Genomic DNA, 19307 nt, shown 5'->3' with positions numbered 1-19307 from the left:
TATGATCACTCCTCTGTATCGTCTTGCTCTTTATCAGGTTTAGTTAGAATATCGACTAACTCTTGCTTGACCTGCGTAATATCTTTATCACTGATTTGTGTAGCAGCATTTGCAAGGTGGCCGCCACCACCCATTTTTTCCATGATTACCTGGACGTTGACATTTCCCATTGAGCGTGCTGAAATTCCGATCTTGTTATCAGCACGTTCAAAAATTACAAATGAAGCTTCAATTCCACTCATTTGGAGCAACATATCAGCAGCCTGGGCAGCCGTGACAGGATCATAAACCTGTCCCTCTTCACCCGTACATAATGCTATTTTATCATTTATTTCCGCTCTTGAAATCAAATGATTACGCATCATAAAAGTTTCTGGATTTTCTTTCATAAATGATTGAATCATTAAACCATCGGCACCAGCAGAACGCAAGTAACTAGCTGCATCAAAAGTTCGCGTACCAGCACTCTTGGTGAATGATTTTGTATCAACCTGAATCCCTGTTAGCATTGCCGTTGCTTCAAGCTTGTTAAGTCCTTTTCCTTCACGTGGTTGGTATTCAAACATTTCCGTAATTAACTCACAAGTTGATGAGGCATATGGTTCGATATAAACAAGTAATGGATTTTCAGGAAAGTCCTCGCCACGACGATGGTGGTCAATGATAACAAGTCTGTTTTGCATTTTATCATATAATTCAGGAGCAATGGTAATTCCCCGCTTAGCATGATCAACCATTACTAATAAACTGTTATTTGTCGCTTTTTCTAACGCTTCGACTGGTGAAATAATATGGTCCTTAATCGTCTGGTAATTATCAATCTCGTGCATCAAACGTTGAATATCAGAGTGTGGATGCTCGTCATCAATCACAATCCAGCATTCTTTACCGTTCATTTCCGCAATCCGTCGAATCCCCAAACAAGCACCGATTGAATCCATATCTGGATTGGTATGGCCCATTACAAATAATTGGTCTGATTGGGCCATTAATTCTTGTAATGCTTGACTAATCATCCGTGCTCGTACCCGAGTTCGTTTCTCCATCGGGTTGGTCTTTCCACCATAGAAACGTGCTTCCTGATCTTGAGCACGAACAACAACTTGGTCTCCACCACGACCTAACGCAAGGTCAAGGTTATTTTGTGCCGTATCAGCAAGTTTTATCAGATCATTTTCGCCATAAGCAATTCCTACGCTGAGAGTAACTGGCGAATTTTGCTTGGATGTATTTTCACGGATAACATCAAGGATCTTGAATTTTTGTTTTTCAAGTTCTTTTAATGAAGCTTGATGTCCAATAATCAAGTAATTATCATCATCAATGATCTTCATCAATAAGTGATTAGCAACTGCCCAATCGCTTATTTGTGAAGTTACGTAATTATGAAGATTAGAGACATCAGAATCACTCATCCCTTGAATCAGCTCATCATAATTATCTAGGTAAATATTACCAATGAAGATTTGTTCATCCTTATATTGTGCACTAATCTGTTCATATTTTGTAATATCTAATAAATAAACTACCTGTCCGTGATGCTGAACCAAAAATTCAAATTGATGGTCACGCCAAGTCACTACTTGTGTTTGCTTATCATCTGCATGATCTTTTATTAATTCCGCTAATTTTGCATCAACATCTGCAATCGGCTTCCCTACAACAATTTCAAGATTAAAATAACGCGCCATATATGGATTAATCCATTCAACCTCATGACGCTTATTTAACATAATCATTCCCATGGGCATTTCCAGTAATGCTTCTTGTTGCCCACGTTGGACTTTATACGTTAATTCATTTAAATATTCATGAGCATCGACTACTAATTTTCTTAACCGCCGAATACTAATAGCTCCACCAATAACTGCGATTACTAAAACAATTAGCCCAATAATCCAGTTATCCATAAACCCTAAAATAAGCCCAATGATTGTTAAAAGCACTATATAGCAGACATTCCAGCGGACGGCTGGGTGTTCAAAATAAAACTCCCAGTTCTCACGACTGAAAATTTTTCGCATGCTAGTCCTCCTAAAAATAGCTTTAAATTATTAATTGGATAAATCTATCATATCACATCAAGTACTTAGTCAATAGATTATATCATCTAATGGGTAACTATAATAGGTGTTGAGCCACAAGTGAATCAGTTACTAATACATTTGCATATTTTCCAGCTAAGGCCGCTTTGATTGCTTTTAATTTATTCATTCCGCCAGCGATAAGAACTGATTCCCGAGCTTGTTTTAGACCATCTAAAGCAATAGCAACTGTGCGATCATTTAACTGGTCATCAACGATTTTTCCGCGTTCATCAATAAAGCGAGAAACAAGGTCCCCGGCTGCCTTCTCTTGCAAGCTTTTAATTTGCTGACCATTAAAATAACCTAGTTCAAATAGCGTTGAATCTTGTTCCGTCGTTCCTACCGTAAAAAGTGCCACGCTTGTCCGCTTACCAGTATCTAAAATCTCGTTAATAAATTTATCTTTTATCACCATCTCTTTAATTTGCTTATTTTCAAAAATTAAAGGAAGCGGAAGAATCTGCGCCTGGGTATGGTAGCATTTATTAAAACATTTAGTAACCTCTACAACATAATTATTATGAGTAGAGTTCGCCACTGTTCCTTTCAAATAGACCACCTGAACATTTTTACGGTCATTTGGTATCAATTGACGTGCTACGCTGACCAGTGTCCTTCCCCAACTAACACCAATAACATCATTATCCTTAACTTTTTTATCAAGGTAACGAGCTGTGGCCTTGCCTAAAGATGATAAAATTTCAGCCGTTTCATTGCTTTCTGGAGTACTAATAATGACATCCTTTAGTTGATACTTTTCTTTTAATTGGTGCTGCAGATCTTCAATATTGCTAAGCGGATCATTTATTGAAATTTTGACAATATTTTTCTCGCGTGCAAATTGAAGTAATCGAGAAATTGTTGGTCGCGATAAATTTAGTTTTTTTCCGATTTCTGCTTGGGTAGCGCCATCTAAATAGTAAAGTTTACTAACCTGGACGGCCTGTTTAATTTGTTGCTTACTATCCACTCGCAATCCCTCATTTATGTTTTATTATTAATCTATAATAACATTAAAATAGTCCAGAGGCTGATTTTCACCAACCGCTGAACTATTTTCAACATTATTCTATTCTTTACCAATAACTTGCATACTATGGCTAACGCCTAACCTTGTAGCTCCAGCATTAATCATTGCTTCTGCTTCTTCGGTTGTATGAATACCACCAGAAGCCTTTACTTCAGTGGGAGTTTCTTTAGTAGCTGCTGACATTAATTCAACATCATGAACTGCTGCTCCACGGGTTGAGAAACCTGTTGATGTTTTTACAAAGTCAGCACCTGCATCAGCAACAATCTTAGATGCCTTAGTGATTTCATCATCAGTTAGCAAAGCTGTTTCAATAATTACCTTTGCAACCTTATTGGCATTATGAGCAACTTTAACAACTGTCTTAATATCATCAGCTACTTTATCATAATTTTTGCCTTTCATTTCGCCGATATTCATAACCATATCGACTTCATCAACACCATCTTTAATCGCTTGCTCAGTTTCAAAAACTTTTGTTGCAGTTGTAGTGGCTCCAAGAGGAAAACCAATAACAGTTGCTGTCACCACATCAGTTCCTTCTAATGCTTTATGAGTTTTAGCAACCCAGTATGGATTAATCATAACAGTATGAAAATGATTATCAATTGCTTGCTTAATAACCTTTTCTACTTGTGCTTCTGTTGCTTCGGGACTTAGTAAAGTATGATCAATATATTTATTTAGTTTCATCTTAGAGTCACTCCTTTTCTATATTTTAATTATATATCACTTTTACAAATGTTCAAGCATATGTGAACATTTGTAAAATATAATTTAAAAATTAAAGAGACCTATAAAAAGGTCTCTTTAATTAATATTACTAGCGGAAACTAGTCTTCTGCAACGAATGGCAAAAGACCCATGATCCGTGCACGCTTGATAGCGATAGTTAACTTACGTTGGTTCTTAGCACTGGTACCAGTAACCCGACGTGGTAAGATCTTACCACGTTCAGAAATGAACCGACGTAATAAATCAGTGTCTTTGTAATCGATGTATTCGATGTGGTTTGCGGCGATGAAGTCGACCTTACGACGACGACGTCCGCCCCGACGTTGTTGTGCCATGAAATTACCCTCCTATTCTGAGTAAAAATTTATTTAGAATGGTAATTCGTCATCAGCTAAATCAATGGATTGACCACCATCATCACTGCTTCCAGGGAACTGGTTGCCAGCATTTTGATTGGGATCGAAACCATTGTCCATACTTGGTGACGGATTACTTTGAGGAGCATTATTTCCAGGTTGTGGTTGACTGCCATATTGTGGAGCCTGAGCACCAAACGATTGTTGGTTATTGTTAAATGGCTGTTGAACGCCTGATTGGTTCATACCACCATTTTGACGAGGTTCTAACAATGCAAAGTTATCTACAACAACTTCGGTAACATATACACGGTTACCCTGTTGGTTTTCATAATTCCGGGTTTGAATACGCCCTTCAATTCCAACAAGTGAACCCTTATGCGTAAAGTTACTAAAGTTTTCAGCGGATTTACGCCAAATAACGCAATTGATAAAGTCAGCATCACGATCACCATTTTGGTTTCGGAATTGCCGATCAACAGCTAACGTAAATGAAACAACTGCTGTCCCGCTGGTTGTGTACCGCAACTCGGGATCTCTTGTTAAACGCCCAGTTAAGACTGCACGATTAAGCATAGATCTCTCTCCTCTCTTTACTTTATTGACAAATTAATTAAGCATCAAGCTTAACAATCATGTGACGTAGGATATCATCACTGAACTTAGCTAAACGATCAAATTCGTTTAAAGCTTGATCTGAATCAGTAGTTAAGTTTACCACGTGGTAAGTACCTTCAGTGTACTTAGCGATTGGGTAAGCAAAACGACGAGTTGACCAATCCTTTGAGTCAGCGATAGTTGCACCATTGTCCGCCAAGATCTTGTCGAATCGGTCTACCAATTCGCTCTTTGCAGATTCTTCGATATCAGGACGAATGATGTAAGTAATTTCATATTTGCGTGTTTCCATGAATGTTACACCTCCTTATGGACTCTGGCTCTTCTCGCTATTTGAGAAGAACAAGGAAAGTAGACGTCATTACGTATACTCACAGACATAAAATATAGCATAAAATTCTATTTAAAACAAGGAACATCTAACAAGAAATCCTAAATGTTGCGGTCACTATAACTATATATACGTAAAATATCTACTTTCTCACTTTATTTTTTAATTTTCTGTTGGTTGATTTTCTTCTTGTGAGGAATTATTAGTTACTTCTTCAGTCTCCTCATCGACTTCTTTATCCACCTTTGCAATCGTAGCAACACGAGCACCATTATCCATCTTAATTAAGTGAACACCAACCGCAGATCGTCCAGTTTGCGATACACTTTCAATGCCAAAACGAATAATTACTCCCTGGTCGGTCACTAACATGATATCTTCATCACCATTGACAGTCGTTAAACCAACTAGCGGGCCATTCTTTGCAGTAACATTAACTGTCTTAACTCCTAGTCCGCCCCGGCCTTTGATTGGGTATTCAGAAGCAGGAGTTTGCTTTCCAAAACCATTTTCACTAATTACAAGTACCTTGCTATCAGAATTAAGAGGGGCAGCGCCAATTACGTAGTCTTCATCTCGTAAACGAATCCCACGAACTCCAGCCGCGCTTCGTCCCATTGACCGAACAACTGATGATTTAAAGCTAAGAGCATATCCATTATGAGTACCAATAATCATTGGCTGATCTTCACTAATAACTTCTACATCAATCAATTCATCGTTTTCATGGAGATTAAGCGCCTTTAATCCATTACTTCGAATATTCTTAAACTCTGTTACTGCTGTCCGTTTAACTGTTCCTAGCTTGGTAGTAAAGAAGAGATATTTATCATCATCGTTAGTTTCATGTGAAACATTGATAACAGCGCTAATCTTCTCTTTATTATTAATCCCAAGAAGGTTAATAATTGGAATTCCCTGCGCAGCCCGACCATATTCAGGAACTTCATACCCTTTCATTGAGTATACTTTTCCTGAATTAGTAAAGAAGAGCAACATATCATGAGTTGAGCTAGAAATTAGTTGTTCAATAAAATCATCTTTATGAACTCCCATTCCCTTAACACCACGACCGCCACGATGCTGAGACTTAAATTCATCAACTGGAAGCCGTTTAATGTATCCATTGTGGGTCAAGGCAACGATAATATCTTCTTCTTCAATTAGGTCTTCATCTTCAATATTGGTAATATCACCAACTTGAAGCTCAGTCCGCCGTTCATCCCCAAAACGTTTTTGAATTTCCATCAATTCATCATAAATGATTTGATTGATCCGTTCGCGATGAGCAAGAATATCCTTGTAATCGGCAATCGCTGCCATTAATTTTTGGTATTCATCCTCTATCTTTTCACGTTCTAGACCGGTCAACCGAACTAATCGCATATCGAGGATAGCTTGAGCCTGTCGATCTGATAAACCATAATTATTCATCAACTCATTTTTCGCTACTTCACTTGTTTGTGAATTACGAATAATATTAATTATCTCATCAATATGATCTAAAGCGATCCGCAATCCAGCAACAATGTGCGCACGATTTTGGGCTTTCTTTAATTCAAATTCTGTCCGTCGCCGTACAACTGATTCTTGGTGTTCCAGATAATATTGCAAGATTTGTTTCAAGCTTAAAATCTTTGGAGCACCATTAACAATTGCTAGCATATTGAAGTTAAAAGTTGTTTGCATCAAGGTCATCTTGTAAAGATTATTCAAGATAACTTCAGCACTGGCATCACGACGAACATCAATTACAATTCGCATTCCGTCACGGTCAGTTTCATCGTTAACATCAGTAATTCCATCAATATCTTTATTCCGAGCTAATTCAGCAATTCGTTCAATTAACTTTGCCTTATTAACCATGTATGGAATTTCGTGAACAATGATCCGTTGCTTACCATTCTTCTGTTCTTCAATATCAACTTTTGCTCGAACAATAATAGTTCCCCGACCGGTTTCATAAGCTTTACGAATACCGGACTTACCCATTACTACTCCACCAGTTGGAAAGTCGGGACCAGGAATAGCCTTCATTAGTCCTTCCGTTGTAATATCAGGGTTATTCATTAACATATGCAGGCCATTAATAACCTCACCTAAATTATGGGTTGGAATATTAGTAGCCATCCCCACGGCAATCCCTGAGGCACCGTTAACTAATAAATTAGGAAAACGAGCTGGTAATACATCCGGTTCTTTTTCAGTACCATCATAGTTATCATGGAAATCAACGGTATTTTTATTGATATCCCGAAGCATTTCAACTGCAATTTTGCTCATCTTTGCTTCGGTATAACGCATAGCGGCCGCTCCATCACCATCAACCGACCCGAAGTTACCGTGACCATCAACAAGCATGTAACGATAACTAAAGTCTTGAGCCATTCGCACAAGTCCTTCATAAATTGAAGAGTCACCATGAGGGTGGAATTTACCCATTACATCCCCGACAATCCGGGCTGACTTCTTGTAAGGCTTATCTGGAGTAACCCCTAATTCATTCATTCCATATAGAATCCGGCGTTGTACCGGTTTTAATCCATCACGGACGTCTGGAAGCGCACGTGAAACAATAACACTCATTGCATAATCCAAGAATGAGTTTTTCATCTGACTCGTAAGATTTACATCCGTGATCCGATTAGGCATATCTTGTTCACCCAATGTCGTTCCTCCTTTTTTGCGTTAGCAGTAAACAACAGTTAATTACAGGTCAAGGTTTTCAACGAACTTAGCATTTTGCTCAATAAAGTCGCGCCGTGGTCCGACCTTGGTTCCCATTAGCATTGGGAAAATCTTATCAGCCTGTTCTGCGTCGTCTAGTTTTACTCGTAATAGGTGCCGATTTTCTGGGTCCATTGTTGTTTCCCATAATTGCTCAGCATCCATTTCACCTAGCCCTTTGTAACGTTGAATAACTGGCTTAGGACTTGGTTGCAGTGAGCTTACAACCTGTTCTAGTTCTTCATCAGAGTCAATGTATTTTACAAATTTACCTTGCCGAACTTGATATAGCGGCGGTTGGGCAATATAAACATACCCATGCGTAATCATTGGTTTCATAAAGCGGTAGAACAAGGTTAACAGTAATGTCCGAATGTGGGCACCATCGACATCCGCATCAGTCATGATAATCAATTTATGGTAATTAGCCTTTGTAATATCAAAGTCATCCCCAAAACCTGTTCCAAGAGCGGTAAATAGAGAACGAATTTCGTCATTAGCTAGAACTCGATCAAGGGTTGCTTTTTCAACATTCAAGATCTTTCCTCGAATTGGAAGGATTGCCTGGGTGAGTCGCGAACGTCCCTGCTTTGCTGATCCACCGGCAGAATCCCCTTCGACAATAAATAATTCTGAAATTTCAGGATCCTTACTTGTGTTATCAGCTAACTTACCTGGCAAATTACTAATTTCAAGACCACTCTTTTTACGAGTAACTTCCCGTGCCCGTTTAGCAGCCACTCGTGCTTTGGAAGCGAGTTGACCTTTTTCAATAATTTGCCGCGCTTCGTCTGGGTGTTCTAATAAGAACCGGTTAAATGTTGCCGCAAAGACATGGTCCGTCGCTGTTCGTGCATCTGAATTTCCTAACTTAGTCTTAGTCTGTCCTTCGAATTGCGGATCAGGGTGCTTAATGGAGACAACAGCAGTTAAACCTTCCCGTACATCATCTCCTGATAAGGTCTCATTCGACTTTAAAACACCTGCTTTGTGGCCGTAGTCATTAATAACGCGTGTAAGAGCCATCTTAAATCCGGTCTCATGAGTTCCACCTTCGTAAGTATGAATATTATTAGTAAAAGTTAGTAAGTTGCTACGATATGAATCTGCATATTGTAAGGATACTTCAACAGTAATATCGTTTTCTTTACCTTCCACGTAAATTGGTGGGTCAAATAAGACATTTTGATCTTCATTAAGGTATTCAACATAATGACGAATCCCACCTTCATAATGGAATTCTTTCCGTTCATGGTCTGCTTGTCGTAAGTCTTCGATCGTGATTTTAAGTCCCTTGTTTAAGAAGGCTAACTCTCTTAAACGATCAGTTAAAGTTTTAATATTGTAAGTCGTTGTTTCACGGAAAATTTCTGGATCCGGCTTAAAGTGAACAGTTGTACCATGCTCAGTTTCTGGAAGTCCTTCTTCAATTACCTTCATTGCAGACTTAACATGACCATGATCAAAATCCATGTAGTAACGTTTACCTTGACGAGCAACTTTAACATCCAATTCAGTGGATAAGGCATTTACAACAGAAGCCCCTACCCCGTGAAGACCTCCAGAAACCTTATATCCGCCGCCGCCAAATTTTCCTCCGGCGTGCAGAACGGTAAAGACCGTTTCTAAGGCTGACTTTCCGGTTTCTTTTTGTGTATCAACTGGAATTCCCCGACCATTATCCTTAACAGTAATACTGTTATCTGGATTAACTACAACATTAATTTCATCACAGAATCCTGCTAAGGCTTCATCAATTCCGTTATCGACAATTTCCCAAACAAGGTGATGAAGTCCCTGGGCTGAAGTGGAACCAATATACATTCCGGGACGCTTTCGAACTGCATCCAATCCCTTTAAAACCTGAATTTGACTAGCATCATACTCGCTAGCCAATTCCATCTTGGTTTCTTTTTGTTGTTCGTTGCTCACTTTACTTCCTCCTTATTCAAAGTGCCGTGCTCAATTTCAAAAATCGTGGGTTCATTAATTAACTGGCGAGCAACATCACTCAGACTAGTGGTCGTCAAAAATGTTTGAACTTTATTCTGAATGGCTGTTAACAGGTGTGTTTGTCGAATTGTATCTAGTTCTGATAACACATCGTCTAATAATAATAATGGATACTCGCCTGTTTGCTCTTTCATCAAATCAATCTCTGCTAGTTTTACTGATAGTGCTGTCGTTCGCTGTTGTCCTTGCGATCCAAACGCCTGCACATTTTTATCATTTACCAGAAAGCGGATATCATCCCGATGAGGACCATAAATTGTTGTTCCTTGCTCGATTTCACGCTGTTCATTATCCTGATATAACTTAAAAAGTGCCTGATAAGCCTCTTCAACAGTAGTATCATCACTAACCTTTAATTGATTAACGTATTCAAGCCGTAATGATTCCTTATTTAGTGAAATTTCTTGATGCAAATCAGCTGCCCATCCTTCAAGGTGCTTTAAAAAATGTTGACGGGCAATAATTACTTCCGCACCAAAAGCAGCAAGCTGATCAGATAGGACTCCTAAAAGGACGCGATCAGTTTGTTGCTTATATTTTAGTTGCTTTAAATATTTGTTTTTTTGTCGTAAGAGTGTGCGATATTGGCCTGCATTGTAGAGGTATTTGCTACTCATCTGGCTAAACTCTCGATCCATAAAGTGGCGCCGTAAAGCTGGGGACCCTTTTACCAACGACAAGTCCTCAGGGGCAAACAATATTGCATTTAGTTGACCAACATACTGTGATAATCGCGCTTGTTCTAAATGATTTACCTTTGCCTTTTTTCCTTTACTTGAGAATTGTAATTCAAGCGGAATCTTACCAATACTTTTCTCTACCGTACCACTTATTAGGGCTGATTTTTCTTGCCAATTAATAAGTTCATGGTCATTACTTGTTCGATGACTCTTGGTCAGGGAAAGAACATAGATTGCCTCTAGCATATTCGTTTTACCCTGTGCATTATGACCAATTAAAACGTTCACTCCAGGGTTGAAGTGAACGGTTAGATCCTGATAATTTCGAAAGTGATGTAAATGCAATTCCGTCAGAATCATGCTTATCCCTACTTACTCTTAATAACAAGTAATTGGTGGTCAGGAATTTGAATCTTATCTTCGGGATACAATTTGCGTCCCCGCCGATCATCTGGCTCATCATTTACTAATACAGTATTTTCTTTTAGAAACCATTTAGCTGCTCCGCCAGTAGGAATAATCCCCTCTTCTTTGAGTAACTGGCCGAGTGTAATAAATGGACTATCAATCAACACTGACTTTTCTTCCATTTTTTTCACCTACTTTTGTAATTCTATTATACCACATTATTTGATCTAATTTTGCGTTATTAGCCTTTCTGAGCGCATTAACTTATTTTAGCCTTTTTTATCAAAATTCGGTTAAATTTGCTCTATGGTCAAAAATCTGAATATAAATCAAAAATGTTAATTAAAATTATTCTCAGTCTAACTATAATTGAGTATACTAATGCATTTTACTTGTCAAAAGTTAGCAGTGAAATATAATTATATAAATATTTATTGGAGGTAGATGAATATGGATTTAGGTTTAACAGGAAAAACAGCTTTAATTACAGGGTCAACTAAGGGAATTGGCAAAGCAATTGCAATTGAAATGGCAAAAGAAGGCACAAATGTTATTATCAATGGTCGTAAAAAAGCAGATGTTGATACCATTGTTAGCGAAATTAAAGAGCAATTCCCAGATACTAATCCTCAAGGGGCAGCATACGATATTTCCCAATCACAACAACGTCAAGAATTATTTGCAGCATTCCCAAAGATTGATATTTTAGTAAATAATATGGGAATTTTTAAACCGATGGATTACTTCGACATTTCTGAAGAAACTTGGCAACACTTTATCGATGTTAACTTCTATTCAGGTAATGCTCTTGCTAAATTCTATTTGCCTAAAATGCTTGAACAGGATTTTGGGAGAATTATTTTTATTGCCAGCGAAGAAGCTGTTATGCCATCTGGCGAAATGCCACAATATAGTTTGACAAAGACAATGAACTTGTCACTAGCAAAAAGTTTATCTAAGTTGACTAAAGGTACCCATGTAACAGTTAATACTATAATGCCTGGTTCAACTCTTACAGAAGGAGTCCAACAAATGCTTGTTAACATGTATAGCAATACAGATGTTCCTGAAAATAAATGGGAAAGTGACTTCATGAAAAATCACCGTCCACTTTCACAAATTCAACGATTAATTCGTCCAGAAGAAGTTGGTCGTTTTACTGCTTTTGTAGCTAGTCCATATTCATCATCATTTTCCGGTGAAGCACTCCGACTTGACGGTGGATTAGTCCCGACACTCTTCTAAAATCTAAATTCACAATTACACAAAAAGAGGATGTTGTAAAAATTTCAACACCCTCTTTTTTATGCTTAAAATGTCCGTACTGGCGTAATTAAGTGGACAAAGTTTTCTTGATCTTCTGTTGGTACCAAGGTAAATGGTCGCAATGGTGAAGTAAATGAAATCTTGATCGTTGCCTGACCAAAAGAACGCAAAGCATCTTTCATGTAGTTAGGATTAAACGAGATTTCAAGATCATTACCATCAAGAGCAGACGTTACTACCTCTTCTTCAACGGTACCGATATCTGGAGAATCACCGCTAATTCGGACAAGATTTTCTGATGGCTTTAGACTTAACTTAACCACATCGTTACGGCTTTCATGAGATAAAAGTGAAGCACGCTCAATTGATGATAGAAATGTCCCAGCTTCTAGCTCAACGGTTGTATCAGCAGTTTGTGGAATTAATTGACTGGTTTCAGGGTAGTTCCCTTCTAGTAATCGCGAATAAAAATGAGTATTACCAAAAATAAACAATACTTGATTTTCGGTTACTTGCATTTGTACATCTTCATGGACATCGCTAATCATTCCGGAAAGTTCTTCCATGCTCTTTCCAGGAATGATCACATCAAAATCTATGCCGTTATCTATATTTTCGAGGACCACTTTCCGTTGTGCAAGTCGATGACTATCTGTTGCAACAGCTGTTAGGACGCCATCTTTTAACGTCATATGCACCCCGGCAAGGATTGGGCGACTTTCTTGCTTTGATACCGCAATGACGGTTTGACGAATTACTTCTTTAAGGATGTCGTTAGGAAGAGTTACTGATTTGTTAGTTTCAATTTCTGGTAAATGGGGAAAGTTTTCAGCATCTTGACCATTAATTTGGAATTTAGCTGAACCAGATGTAATATCTGCTTGAAAACCACTTGTAACTTCAATAGTTACTTTTTTATCTGGTAACTTTTTGACAATATCACTGAAGAAGCGGGCTGGTAACACAATAGCTCCAGTATCTTCAATTGTTAAATCATTATCAGCATCATTAGCGTTAATAACACTTTCAATTGTAATATCTGAATTACTACCAGTTAACATAATGTTGTCTTCGTTTACGACCATCTTTAATCCAGTAAGAATTGGAATTGTGGTTTTAGATGAAATAGCACGTAAGACATTATTTAATTGACTAATGAATGCAGATCGGTTAATTGTAAAATTCATATGTTTCAGTCCTTTTGTGTAAGTATATAAATATATTTAATAGTTTAAAATATAGTCGTAGTAGTAGGGCCTGTTAATACTGTGGAAAACTATTTAAACACCTTTTATTGCGAGTTATCCACCTGTTGATAACTTGTGGATAAGTTTGAGGATAATTATTATACTTATCCACAGCTTATGATCGTAGTTTAGCTTTTAATTTTGTAATATCGTTTTGTAAGTCAGTATCCTTTTTTAGTTCTGCCTCGATTTTATCGATAGCATGTAAAACGGTGGTATGGTCTTTGCCGCCGAATTCGTTGCCGATTTTTGGCAAAGAGTAATCGGTGAGTTCTCGAGAAAGATACATAGCGATTTGGCGAGGCATAACGATTTGTTTAACTCGCTTTTTACCAAGGATATCTCCTTGAGTTATATTATAAAAATCAGCGACTTGTTTTTGAATTGTAGCGATTGATATTTCGTTTTTGGCTACGCGATGAAGTCCCTTTAATGCTTGAGATGCTAAGCTTGGCGTGATTCGCTCACCGCTTAAATTAGCAAATGCTTGAACCTTTGTTAAGGCTCCTTCTAGTTCACGAATGTTTGTATCGATTTGGCCAGCGATATAATTAAGGGTGTCGTTTCCAATATCAATATGATCTTCCTCAACTTTACTCCGCAAGATGGCAATTCTCGTCTCTAAATCAGGAGGAGTAATTTCGACAGTAAGTCCCCATCTGAAACGTGATACAAGCCGGTCTTGCAGTTCAGGAATCTCATTTGGAATCCGGTCAGATGTCATAACAATTTGTTTTTTGCGATCATGAAGGGCATTAAAAGTATTGAAAAATTCTAGCTGTGTTCCCTCTTTGTTGGCTAAAAATTGAATATCATCAATTAATAGGAGATCAAGGTTACGATATTCTTCTCTTAATTGTTCAGTCGTATTGTTACGAATAGCATTAATATAATCGTTGGTAAAATCCTCACTCGTCACATATTTGACACGCGAATTTGGATTAACTTGAAGCATATGGTTACCGATCGCTTCCATTAAGTGGGTTTTTCCTAAACCAACCCCCCCATAAATAAAGAGCGGGTTGTAAAGGCTGCCCGGGCTTTCGGCAACGGCAAATGCTGCAGCGTGTGCCATTTTATTTCCTTCTCCAACAACGAATGTTCCAAAGTTGTAATGAGGATTAAGAGGAGTATCCATCTCAAAAGAAGGAGTTGGATCATCTTCTGTTTTTTTATTTGTATAGGTAAATTCTCCCTCTAAAATATAATGCGGCTCAATATTGCGTCCCAATTCCCGTTGAGCGAATTCTTTAAGCTGCGTATTTAAATTTTTGCGCCAAAAATCGCGGTGCACCGGAGTGGGCACCTCGATTTCCAGTTGATTTTGAGAGAGAGAAATTGCTTTTGCCGGAGCAATCAAAGTGTCAAAGGTAACCGGAGTGGTATCCTGACGAAATGAATTTTGGATCGCTTCCCACAGAGAATCGAGCTCAGTCAAAATAATTTCCTCCTAAAGTATTAAATTACAAACGGTATTTTATCATTACATGGGAAAGTTTTCCACAACCAAGTGGATAATAATAAAAAAGTTTACACAACACTGTGTGTAAATTAATAATATTGCTGTGAAAAATGGGGAAAAGGAGATTCCGTCATCACTTATCCACAGAATTGTGTTGATATATGCTATTGATATAGCAGTAAACTAGAGAGTTATCAACACCTAAAAGACTGCTTGTGGATAACTTTATCAACAGGTGTTAATCTGGGGATAATCTCTGAAAAACGTTGTTGATAACTTGTCCACAAATTATGAATTTACACAACGCTGTGGATTATTTTACTAATTTTGTTAATAATCAAAAAAATTTAAATAAAAATTCGCCGTTTATTAATTTCGGTAAGTGTGTTATACTACCAAAGTATGTTTGAAGAGATCGTCTTTTAGACTCTAGAAACCAAACCACTCGAATTTAATAGGAGGTGCAATTGTATGAAGCGCACGTTTCAACCAAAGAAGCGTCACCGTGCACGTGTCCATGGCTTCCGTAAGCGCATGAGCACCAGTAACGGCCGTAAGGTATTAGCACGTCGGCGTCAAAAGGGCAGAAAAGTATTATCTGCATAACCACGGCCACTTTTATAGTGGCTTTTTTTATTGTGTGGGGCAGGGCAGTCAGCTTGACGAGCAATTTGAATCGTTAAAGTTGTCGTATGCCCGGCCCTATTTTTATATCTACTTAAATTAAGGCTGGGGATTATACAAATGAGAAAATCATATCGCGTAAAAAAGGAAAGTGAGTTTCAACGGGTTTTTGAAACCCATAATTCCGTGGCCAACCACAAATTTGTCGTATATCAAATGGAAAAGCCAGGACAAAAACATTTTCGTGTCGGTATTTCTGTTGGAAAAAAGATTGGAAATGCTGTGCATCGTAATTGGGTTAAGCGGCGTATTCGTCAAACATTATTAGAGGTGAAACCGCAATTACGGTCTGATGTTGATTTCTTGGTTATTGCTCGGTCAGCGGCAGATGGTTTATCAATGGCAGAAACAAAGAAAAACCTAGTGCACGTTTTAAAGCGAGCACATTTGTTAGATGAAAAAAGTGAGGATTAGGATTTGAATAAGAAAACAAAAAAATTCCTAAGCTTGGGAGCAATCATGAGCTTAACCCTATTTTTAGCTGCTTGCTCCAATAAGCCAATTACTAGTCATAGTACTGGTATCTGGGACCACTACATTATCTATAACTGTTCACAATTTATCATTTGGTTATCAAAGCACTTTGGCGGATATGGAATGGGGATCATTATCTTTACGATCATCATCCGGATCATCTTACTGCCATTGATGTTCTACCAAACAAAGACCATGATGAAGACGCAAGAACTTGCTCCTCAACTAAAGGCAATTCAGAAAAAGTACTCATCACGTGATCGCGAGTCAATGCAAAAGATGCAAATGGAAACGCAGAAGCTCTATAAAGAAGCAGGAGTTAATCCATGGGCTTCGATGCTTCCGTTACTGGTTCAGCTACCAGTTATGTGGGCTCTTTATCAAGCAATCTGGCGGACCTCAGCCTTACGGAATGGAACTTTCTTGTGGCTTCAGTTAGGTCACCCGGACCCATACTACATTATGCCTATTCTAGCGGCATTATTTACATTTATTAGTTCATGGTTGTCCATGGCTTCAATGCCCGAAAAAAACTCAATGACAACTACAATGACGTGGTTTATGCCGATTATGGTATTCTTCATGGCATTGGGATTCTCTTCAGCTATTACCTTATACTGGGTAGTAACAAATGCCTTCCAAGTTGTCCAAACGCTTATCATCCAGAATCCATTTAAGATTCGTCGTGAACGTGAAGAAAAGCAACGGGCTGAGAAAGCAAAACGTCGCAAGATTGAAAAAGCAAAACGTCGCGCTTACCAAAGTCAGCGGAAATAAGTTATTAAGGCTGTGACAAGTAAAGTTGTTGCGAGCCTTTTTATTTAGTAATAAATTTAAAGAGTGGAAATTAATTAAATTCACGGGGGATAAAAATGGCAGTTTTTACTGGAACAACAATTGAAGAAGCAAAAGAAAAGGCACGTGTGCAATTGAAGCCAACCGTTAATCAGACAATTGAATTTGCGGTTCTTCAACAGCCGCGGCACGGTTTTCTGGGAATTGGACGACGCCAAGCGCAAGTGGATGCAGTAATAAAAGATAAAGAAATTGCGATGCCCTCACTGGAAGAAAAAGATGAGCAACCGGCAAAAGAGCCAGAACAAAAGCCTGCAAGCTTAAATTCCGCTGAAGATGAGCTCGACCCTGCTGAAATCAAGCGGCGGCAACAGGCCAATCTTAAAAAGGTTCAAGCAACTAGTAAAGAATTGGTTGAGTATCTAACAACAGTATTTAAGGAATTGGGGATTGCTGTTGAACCACGGATTATTAATTTAGAAGCTCATGACCTCAAAATTGATCTTCAAACTGAGGAAAATGGACGAGTGATCGGGAAGCACGGTCGCCGGATCAATGCGATGGAACAGCTTAGTAATATATTCATGGATTACCATGGAGCGGCAAAAGTAAATGTTGAACTTGATACTTCCAATTATCGCGAACGGCGTCAAGAAGCAGTTCACAGCCTGGCCCAAAAGGCAGCGATGGAAGTAGTTGCAAGTGGGAAAGCAGTTTTTATGGACCCGATGCCCGCCCGCGAACGGAAACAAATTCACCATGAACTTGAGAATAATCACCACGTAAAAACATACTCCCACGGTCGGGAACCTTACCGGAGTATCGTGATTGCGCCCAAGGACTAACTTATTTGTTGACAATTTCTGATAATGATCTTAGAATATGAGCGGTTATAAATTTAATATTCGTTAAAGTAGTGAAAGTGCTTTGACCATGTTAGTGATATTTTTATTACTATGCATGGACTGGCACTTTTTTTGTTAGAAAGGAGTAAAGTAGCGATGGCAAATAGCGAGAATGATACGATTGCAGCAATTTCGACGCCGGTTGGTGAAGGTGGAATTTCCATTATCCGAATTAGTGGGGATGATGCGGTGAAAGTTGCTCAACGGATCTACAAAGGAAAAGATCTCGCCAAAGTAGCAACTCATACCATTAACTATGGTCATATTGTCGACCCTGATACGGATCAGGAAGTTGATGAAGTGATGGTTTCAGTAATGCGCGCTCCTCACACTTATACGCGGGAAGACGTGATTGAAATCAACTGTCACGGGGGATTGTTAGCAACTAACCGTATTCTGCAATTGGTACTGAGCTTTGGCGCCCGGATGGCAGAACCAGGTGAATTTACTAAACGGGCCTTCTTAAATGGTCGTCTCGATTTATCCCAATCAGAAGCAGTAATGGATCTAATTCGTGCAAAGACAGATAAATCGATGAAGGTTGCATTGAACCAACTTGATGGTGATTTGTCGCGGTTAATTCGTAATTTGCGACAAGACATTTTGGATGTATTAGCACAGGTAGAGGTTAATATTGACTATCCAGAATATGATGCTGTTGAAGAAATGACGACGAAACTCTTAAAAGAAAAAGCAGAGGACATTCAACAACGAATCCAAGGTCTTCTTAAAACAGCTAAGCAAGGAAAGGTTTTGCGAGATGGTTTAGCAACGGCTATCATCGGGCAGCCAAATGTTGGTAAATCAAGTTTATTGAATTCCTTGCTTCACGAAGACAAGGCGATCGTTACAAATGTTGCTGGGACAACCCGGGACGTAATTGAAGAATACGTCAATGTCAACGGGGTGCCATTGAAGTTAATTGATACAGCCGGAATCCGCGATACAAATGACCAAGTCGAAAAGATCGGGGTAGAGCGGAGTCGTAAAGCCTTGGGAGCCGCTGACTTAGTACTTCTCTTGATTGATAGTTCAAATGAATTGACTGACGAGGATCGCCAATTACTGGAAGCAACCAAGGATAAGCAGCGGATCATCATCTTAAATAAGACGGATCTTCCACGCAAGGTTGATTTAGAGGAATTGAAATCACTAGCTGGCAAGAGTGCCGTTATTGAAACTTCAATCGTTAACCATGAAGGAATGGACCAACTTGGTAAACAGATTGGTCACATGTTCTTCAACGAGGGGATTGAAAGTAACCAGAATAATGTAATGGTTACCAATGCTCGGCACATTGGTTTACTCCACCAAGCTAATGATGCTTTAAGCGATGTCTTAAAAGGAATTAATGATGGAATGCCGGTAGACCTAGTTCAAATTGATATGACCCGGTGTTGGGAATTATTAGGTGAGATTACTGGGGATAGTTACCAAGATGAGTTACTTGACCAGTTATTTAGTCAATTCTGTTTAGGAAAGTAGGGAA

At 38.6% G+C, this 19307-nt stretch carries 18 protein-coding genes; 6 read left to right on the top strand and 12 right to left on the bottom strand.

The features are described from left to right. Positions 1–5: 5 nt before the first annotated feature. The 10 genes from LMC10_RS09165 to yaaA all read right to left on the bottom strand — a co-directional run bounded on the left by LMC10_RS09165 (position 6) and on the right by yaaA (position 11167). Complete coding sequence (locus LMC10_RS09165) at positions 6–2024, bottom strand: DHH family phosphoesterase (protein WP_153701428.1); 2019 nt, start codon at positions 2022–2024, stop codon at positions 6–8. 97 nt (positions 2025–2121) lie between these two features. Further along, positions 2122–3057, bottom strand: coding sequence for a sugar-binding transcriptional regulator (locus LMC10_RS09160; protein WP_229269631.1), 936 nt, complete (start codon positions 3055–3057; stop codon positions 2122–2124). Positions 3058–3156: 99 nt separating this feature from the next. Continuing rightward, complete coding sequence (gene deoC / locus LMC10_RS09155; RefSeq protein ID WP_228341198.1) at positions 3157–3810, bottom strand: deoxyribose-phosphate aldolase; 654 nt, start codon at positions 3808–3810, stop codon at positions 3157–3159. A gap of 140 nt (positions 3811–3950) precedes the next feature. Beyond that, a complete protein-coding gene (rpsR, locus tag LMC10_RS09150; RefSeq protein ID WP_003665240.1) occupies positions 3951–4187 on the bottom strand; it encodes a 30S ribosomal protein S18 in 237 nt (78 codons plus the stop codon). Positions 4188–4220: 33 nt separating this feature from the next. Next, positions 4221–4784: a single-stranded DNA-binding protein gene (gene ssb / locus LMC10_RS09145; protein WP_003665236.1), complete on the bottom strand. Its 564-nt coding sequence runs from the start codon at positions 4782–4784 to the stop codon at positions 4221–4223. Between the two features lie 37 nt (positions 4785–4821). Further along, positions 4822–5118 (bottom strand): 30S ribosomal protein S6, encoded by a 297-nt coding sequence (gene rpsF, locus LMC10_RS09140; RefSeq protein ID WP_003665235.1) that lies wholly within the window; start codon positions 5116–5118, stop codon positions 4822–4824. A 201-nt stretch (positions 5119–5319) separates the two neighbouring features. Beyond that, positions 5320–7824 carry a DNA gyrase subunit A gene (gene gyrA, locus LMC10_RS09135; RefSeq protein WP_229269630.1) on the bottom strand — a complete coding sequence of 835 codons (2505 nt, stop codon included), beginning with the start codon at positions 7822–7824 and terminating at the stop codon, positions 5320–5322. A gap of 42 nt (positions 7825–7866) precedes the next feature. Then, entirely contained in the window at positions 7867–9786 is a 1920-nt protein-coding gene (gene gyrB / locus LMC10_RS09130; protein WP_229269678.1) for a DNA topoisomerase (ATP-hydrolyzing) subunit B, read from the bottom strand. Positions 9787–9812: 26 nt separating this feature from the next. After that, positions 9813–10937, bottom strand: a complete 1125-nt coding sequence (gene recF / locus LMC10_RS09125; protein ID WP_003665231.1) for a DNA replication/repair protein RecF — start codon at positions 10935–10937, stop codon at positions 9813–9815. 8 nt (positions 10938–10945) lie between these two features. Further along, entirely contained in the window at positions 10946–11167 is a 222-nt protein-coding gene (yaaA, locus tag LMC10_RS09120) for a S4 domain-containing protein YaaA (RefSeq protein ID WP_003665230.1), read from the bottom strand. Positions 11168–11435: 268 nt separating this feature from the next. On the opposite strand from yaaA, the gene LMC10_RS09115 reads away from it, so the two are divergent. Beyond that, complete coding sequence (locus LMC10_RS09115) at positions 11436–12230, top strand: SDR family NAD(P)-dependent oxidoreductase (RefSeq protein ID WP_229269629.1); 795 nt, start codon at positions 11436–11438, stop codon at positions 12228–12230. Positions 12231–12295: 65 nt separating this feature from the next. Here LMC10_RS09115 and dnaN read toward each other — a convergent pair whose 3' ends face one another. Beyond that, entirely contained in the window at positions 12296–13438 is a 1143-nt protein-coding gene (gene dnaN / locus LMC10_RS09110; RefSeq protein ID WP_229269628.1) for a DNA polymerase III subunit beta, read from the bottom strand. Between the two features lie 175 nt (positions 13439–13613). Next, positions 13614–14936: a chromosomal replication initiator protein DnaA gene (dnaA, locus tag LMC10_RS09105; protein WP_229269627.1), complete on the bottom strand. Its 1323-nt coding sequence runs from the start codon at positions 14934–14936 to the stop codon at positions 13614–13616. Between the two features lie 495 nt (positions 14937–15431). Here dnaA and rpmH point away from each other — a divergent pair, with 495 nt between their 5' ends. From rpmH to mnmE, 5 genes are all read left to right on the top strand, one after another. Next, positions 15432–15566: a 50S ribosomal protein L34 gene (rpmH, locus tag LMC10_RS09100; RefSeq protein WP_003665227.1), complete on the top strand. Its 135-nt coding sequence runs from the start codon at positions 15432–15434 to the stop codon at positions 15564–15566. 138 nt (positions 15567–15704) lie between these two features. After that, positions 15705–16058: a ribonuclease P protein component gene (rnpA, locus tag LMC10_RS09095; RefSeq protein ID WP_003665224.1), complete on the top strand. Its 354-nt coding sequence runs from the start codon at positions 15705–15707 to the stop codon at positions 16056–16058. Positions 16059–16061: 3 nt separating this feature from the next. After that, complete coding sequence (gene yidC / locus LMC10_RS09090) at positions 16062–16895, top strand: membrane protein insertase YidC (RefSeq protein ID WP_229269626.1); 834 nt, start codon at positions 16062–16064, stop codon at positions 16893–16895. Between the two features lie 95 nt (positions 16896–16990). Further along, positions 16991–17758: an RNA-binding cell elongation regulator Jag/EloR gene (gene jag, locus LMC10_RS09085; protein WP_229269625.1), complete on the top strand. Its 768-nt coding sequence runs from the start codon at positions 16991–16993 to the stop codon at positions 17756–17758. 156 nt (positions 17759–17914) lie between these two features. Next, positions 17915–19303 (top strand): tRNA uridine-5-carboxymethylaminomethyl(34) synthesis GTPase MnmE, encoded by a 1389-nt coding sequence (mnmE, locus tag LMC10_RS09080; protein WP_229269624.1) that lies wholly within the window; start codon positions 17915–17917, stop codon positions 19301–19303. The last annotated feature ends 4 nt before the right edge of the window (positions 19304–19307 follow it).

The sequence above is a fragment of the Limosilactobacillus reuteri subsp. simiae genome, assembly GCF_020784875.1.
Taxonomy (GTDB): domain Bacteria; phylum Bacillota; class Bacilli; order Lactobacillales; family Lactobacillaceae; genus Limosilactobacillus; species Limosilactobacillus reuteri_H.
Note: the sequence above shows the minus strand (reverse complement) of the source record. Positions and strands in the feature narration are given on the sequence as shown.

Coding starts and splice junctions, on each gene's coding strand:
- LMC10_RS09165 (WP_153701428.1), bottom strand. CDS start 2,024: ATGCGAAAAATTTTCAGTCGTGAGAACTGGGAGTTTTATTTTGAACAC.
- deoC (WP_228341198.1), bottom strand. CDS start 3,810: ATGAAACTAAATAAATATATTGATCATACTTTACTAAGTCCCGAAGCA.
- rpsR (WP_003665240.1), bottom strand. CDS start 4,187: ATGGCACAACAACGTCGGGGCGGACGTCGTCGTCGTAAGGTCGACTTC.
- ssb (WP_003665236.1), bottom strand. CDS start 4,784: ATGCTTAATCGTGCAGTCTTAACTGGGCGTTTAACAAGAGATCCCGAG.
- rpsF (WP_003665235.1), bottom strand. CDS start 5,118: ATGGAAACACGCAAATATGAAATTACTTACATCATTCGTCCTGATATC.
- gyrB (WP_229269678.1), bottom strand. CDS start 9,786: ATGGAATTGGCTAGCGAGTATGATGCTAGTCAAATTCAGGTTTTAAAG.
- recF (WP_003665231.1), bottom strand. CDS start 10,937: ATGATTCTGACGGAATTGCATTTACATCACTTTCGAAATTATCAGGAT.
- yaaA (WP_003665230.1), bottom strand. CDS start 11,167: ATGGAAGAAAAGTCAGTGTTGATTGATAGTCCATTTATTACACTCGGC.
- LMC10_RS09115 (WP_229269629.1), top strand. CDS start 11,436: ATGGATTTAGGTTTAACAGGAAAAACAGCTTTAATTACAGGGTCAACT.
- dnaN (WP_229269628.1), bottom strand. CDS start 13,438: ATGAATTTTACAATTAACCGATCTGCATTCATTAGTCAATTAAATAAT.
- rpmH (WP_003665227.1), top strand. CDS start 15,432: ATGAAGCGCACGTTTCAACCAAAGAAGCGTCACCGTGCACGTGTCCAT.
- rnpA (WP_003665224.1), top strand. CDS start 15,705: ATGAGAAAATCATATCGCGTAAAAAAGGAAAGTGAGTTTCAACGGGTT.
- jag (WP_229269625.1), top strand. CDS start 16,991: ATGGCAGTTTTTACTGGAACAACAATTGAAGAAGCAAAAGAAAAGGCA.
- mnmE (WP_229269624.1), top strand. CDS start 17,915: ATGGCAAATAGCGAGAATGATACGATTGCAGCAATTTCGACGCCGGTT.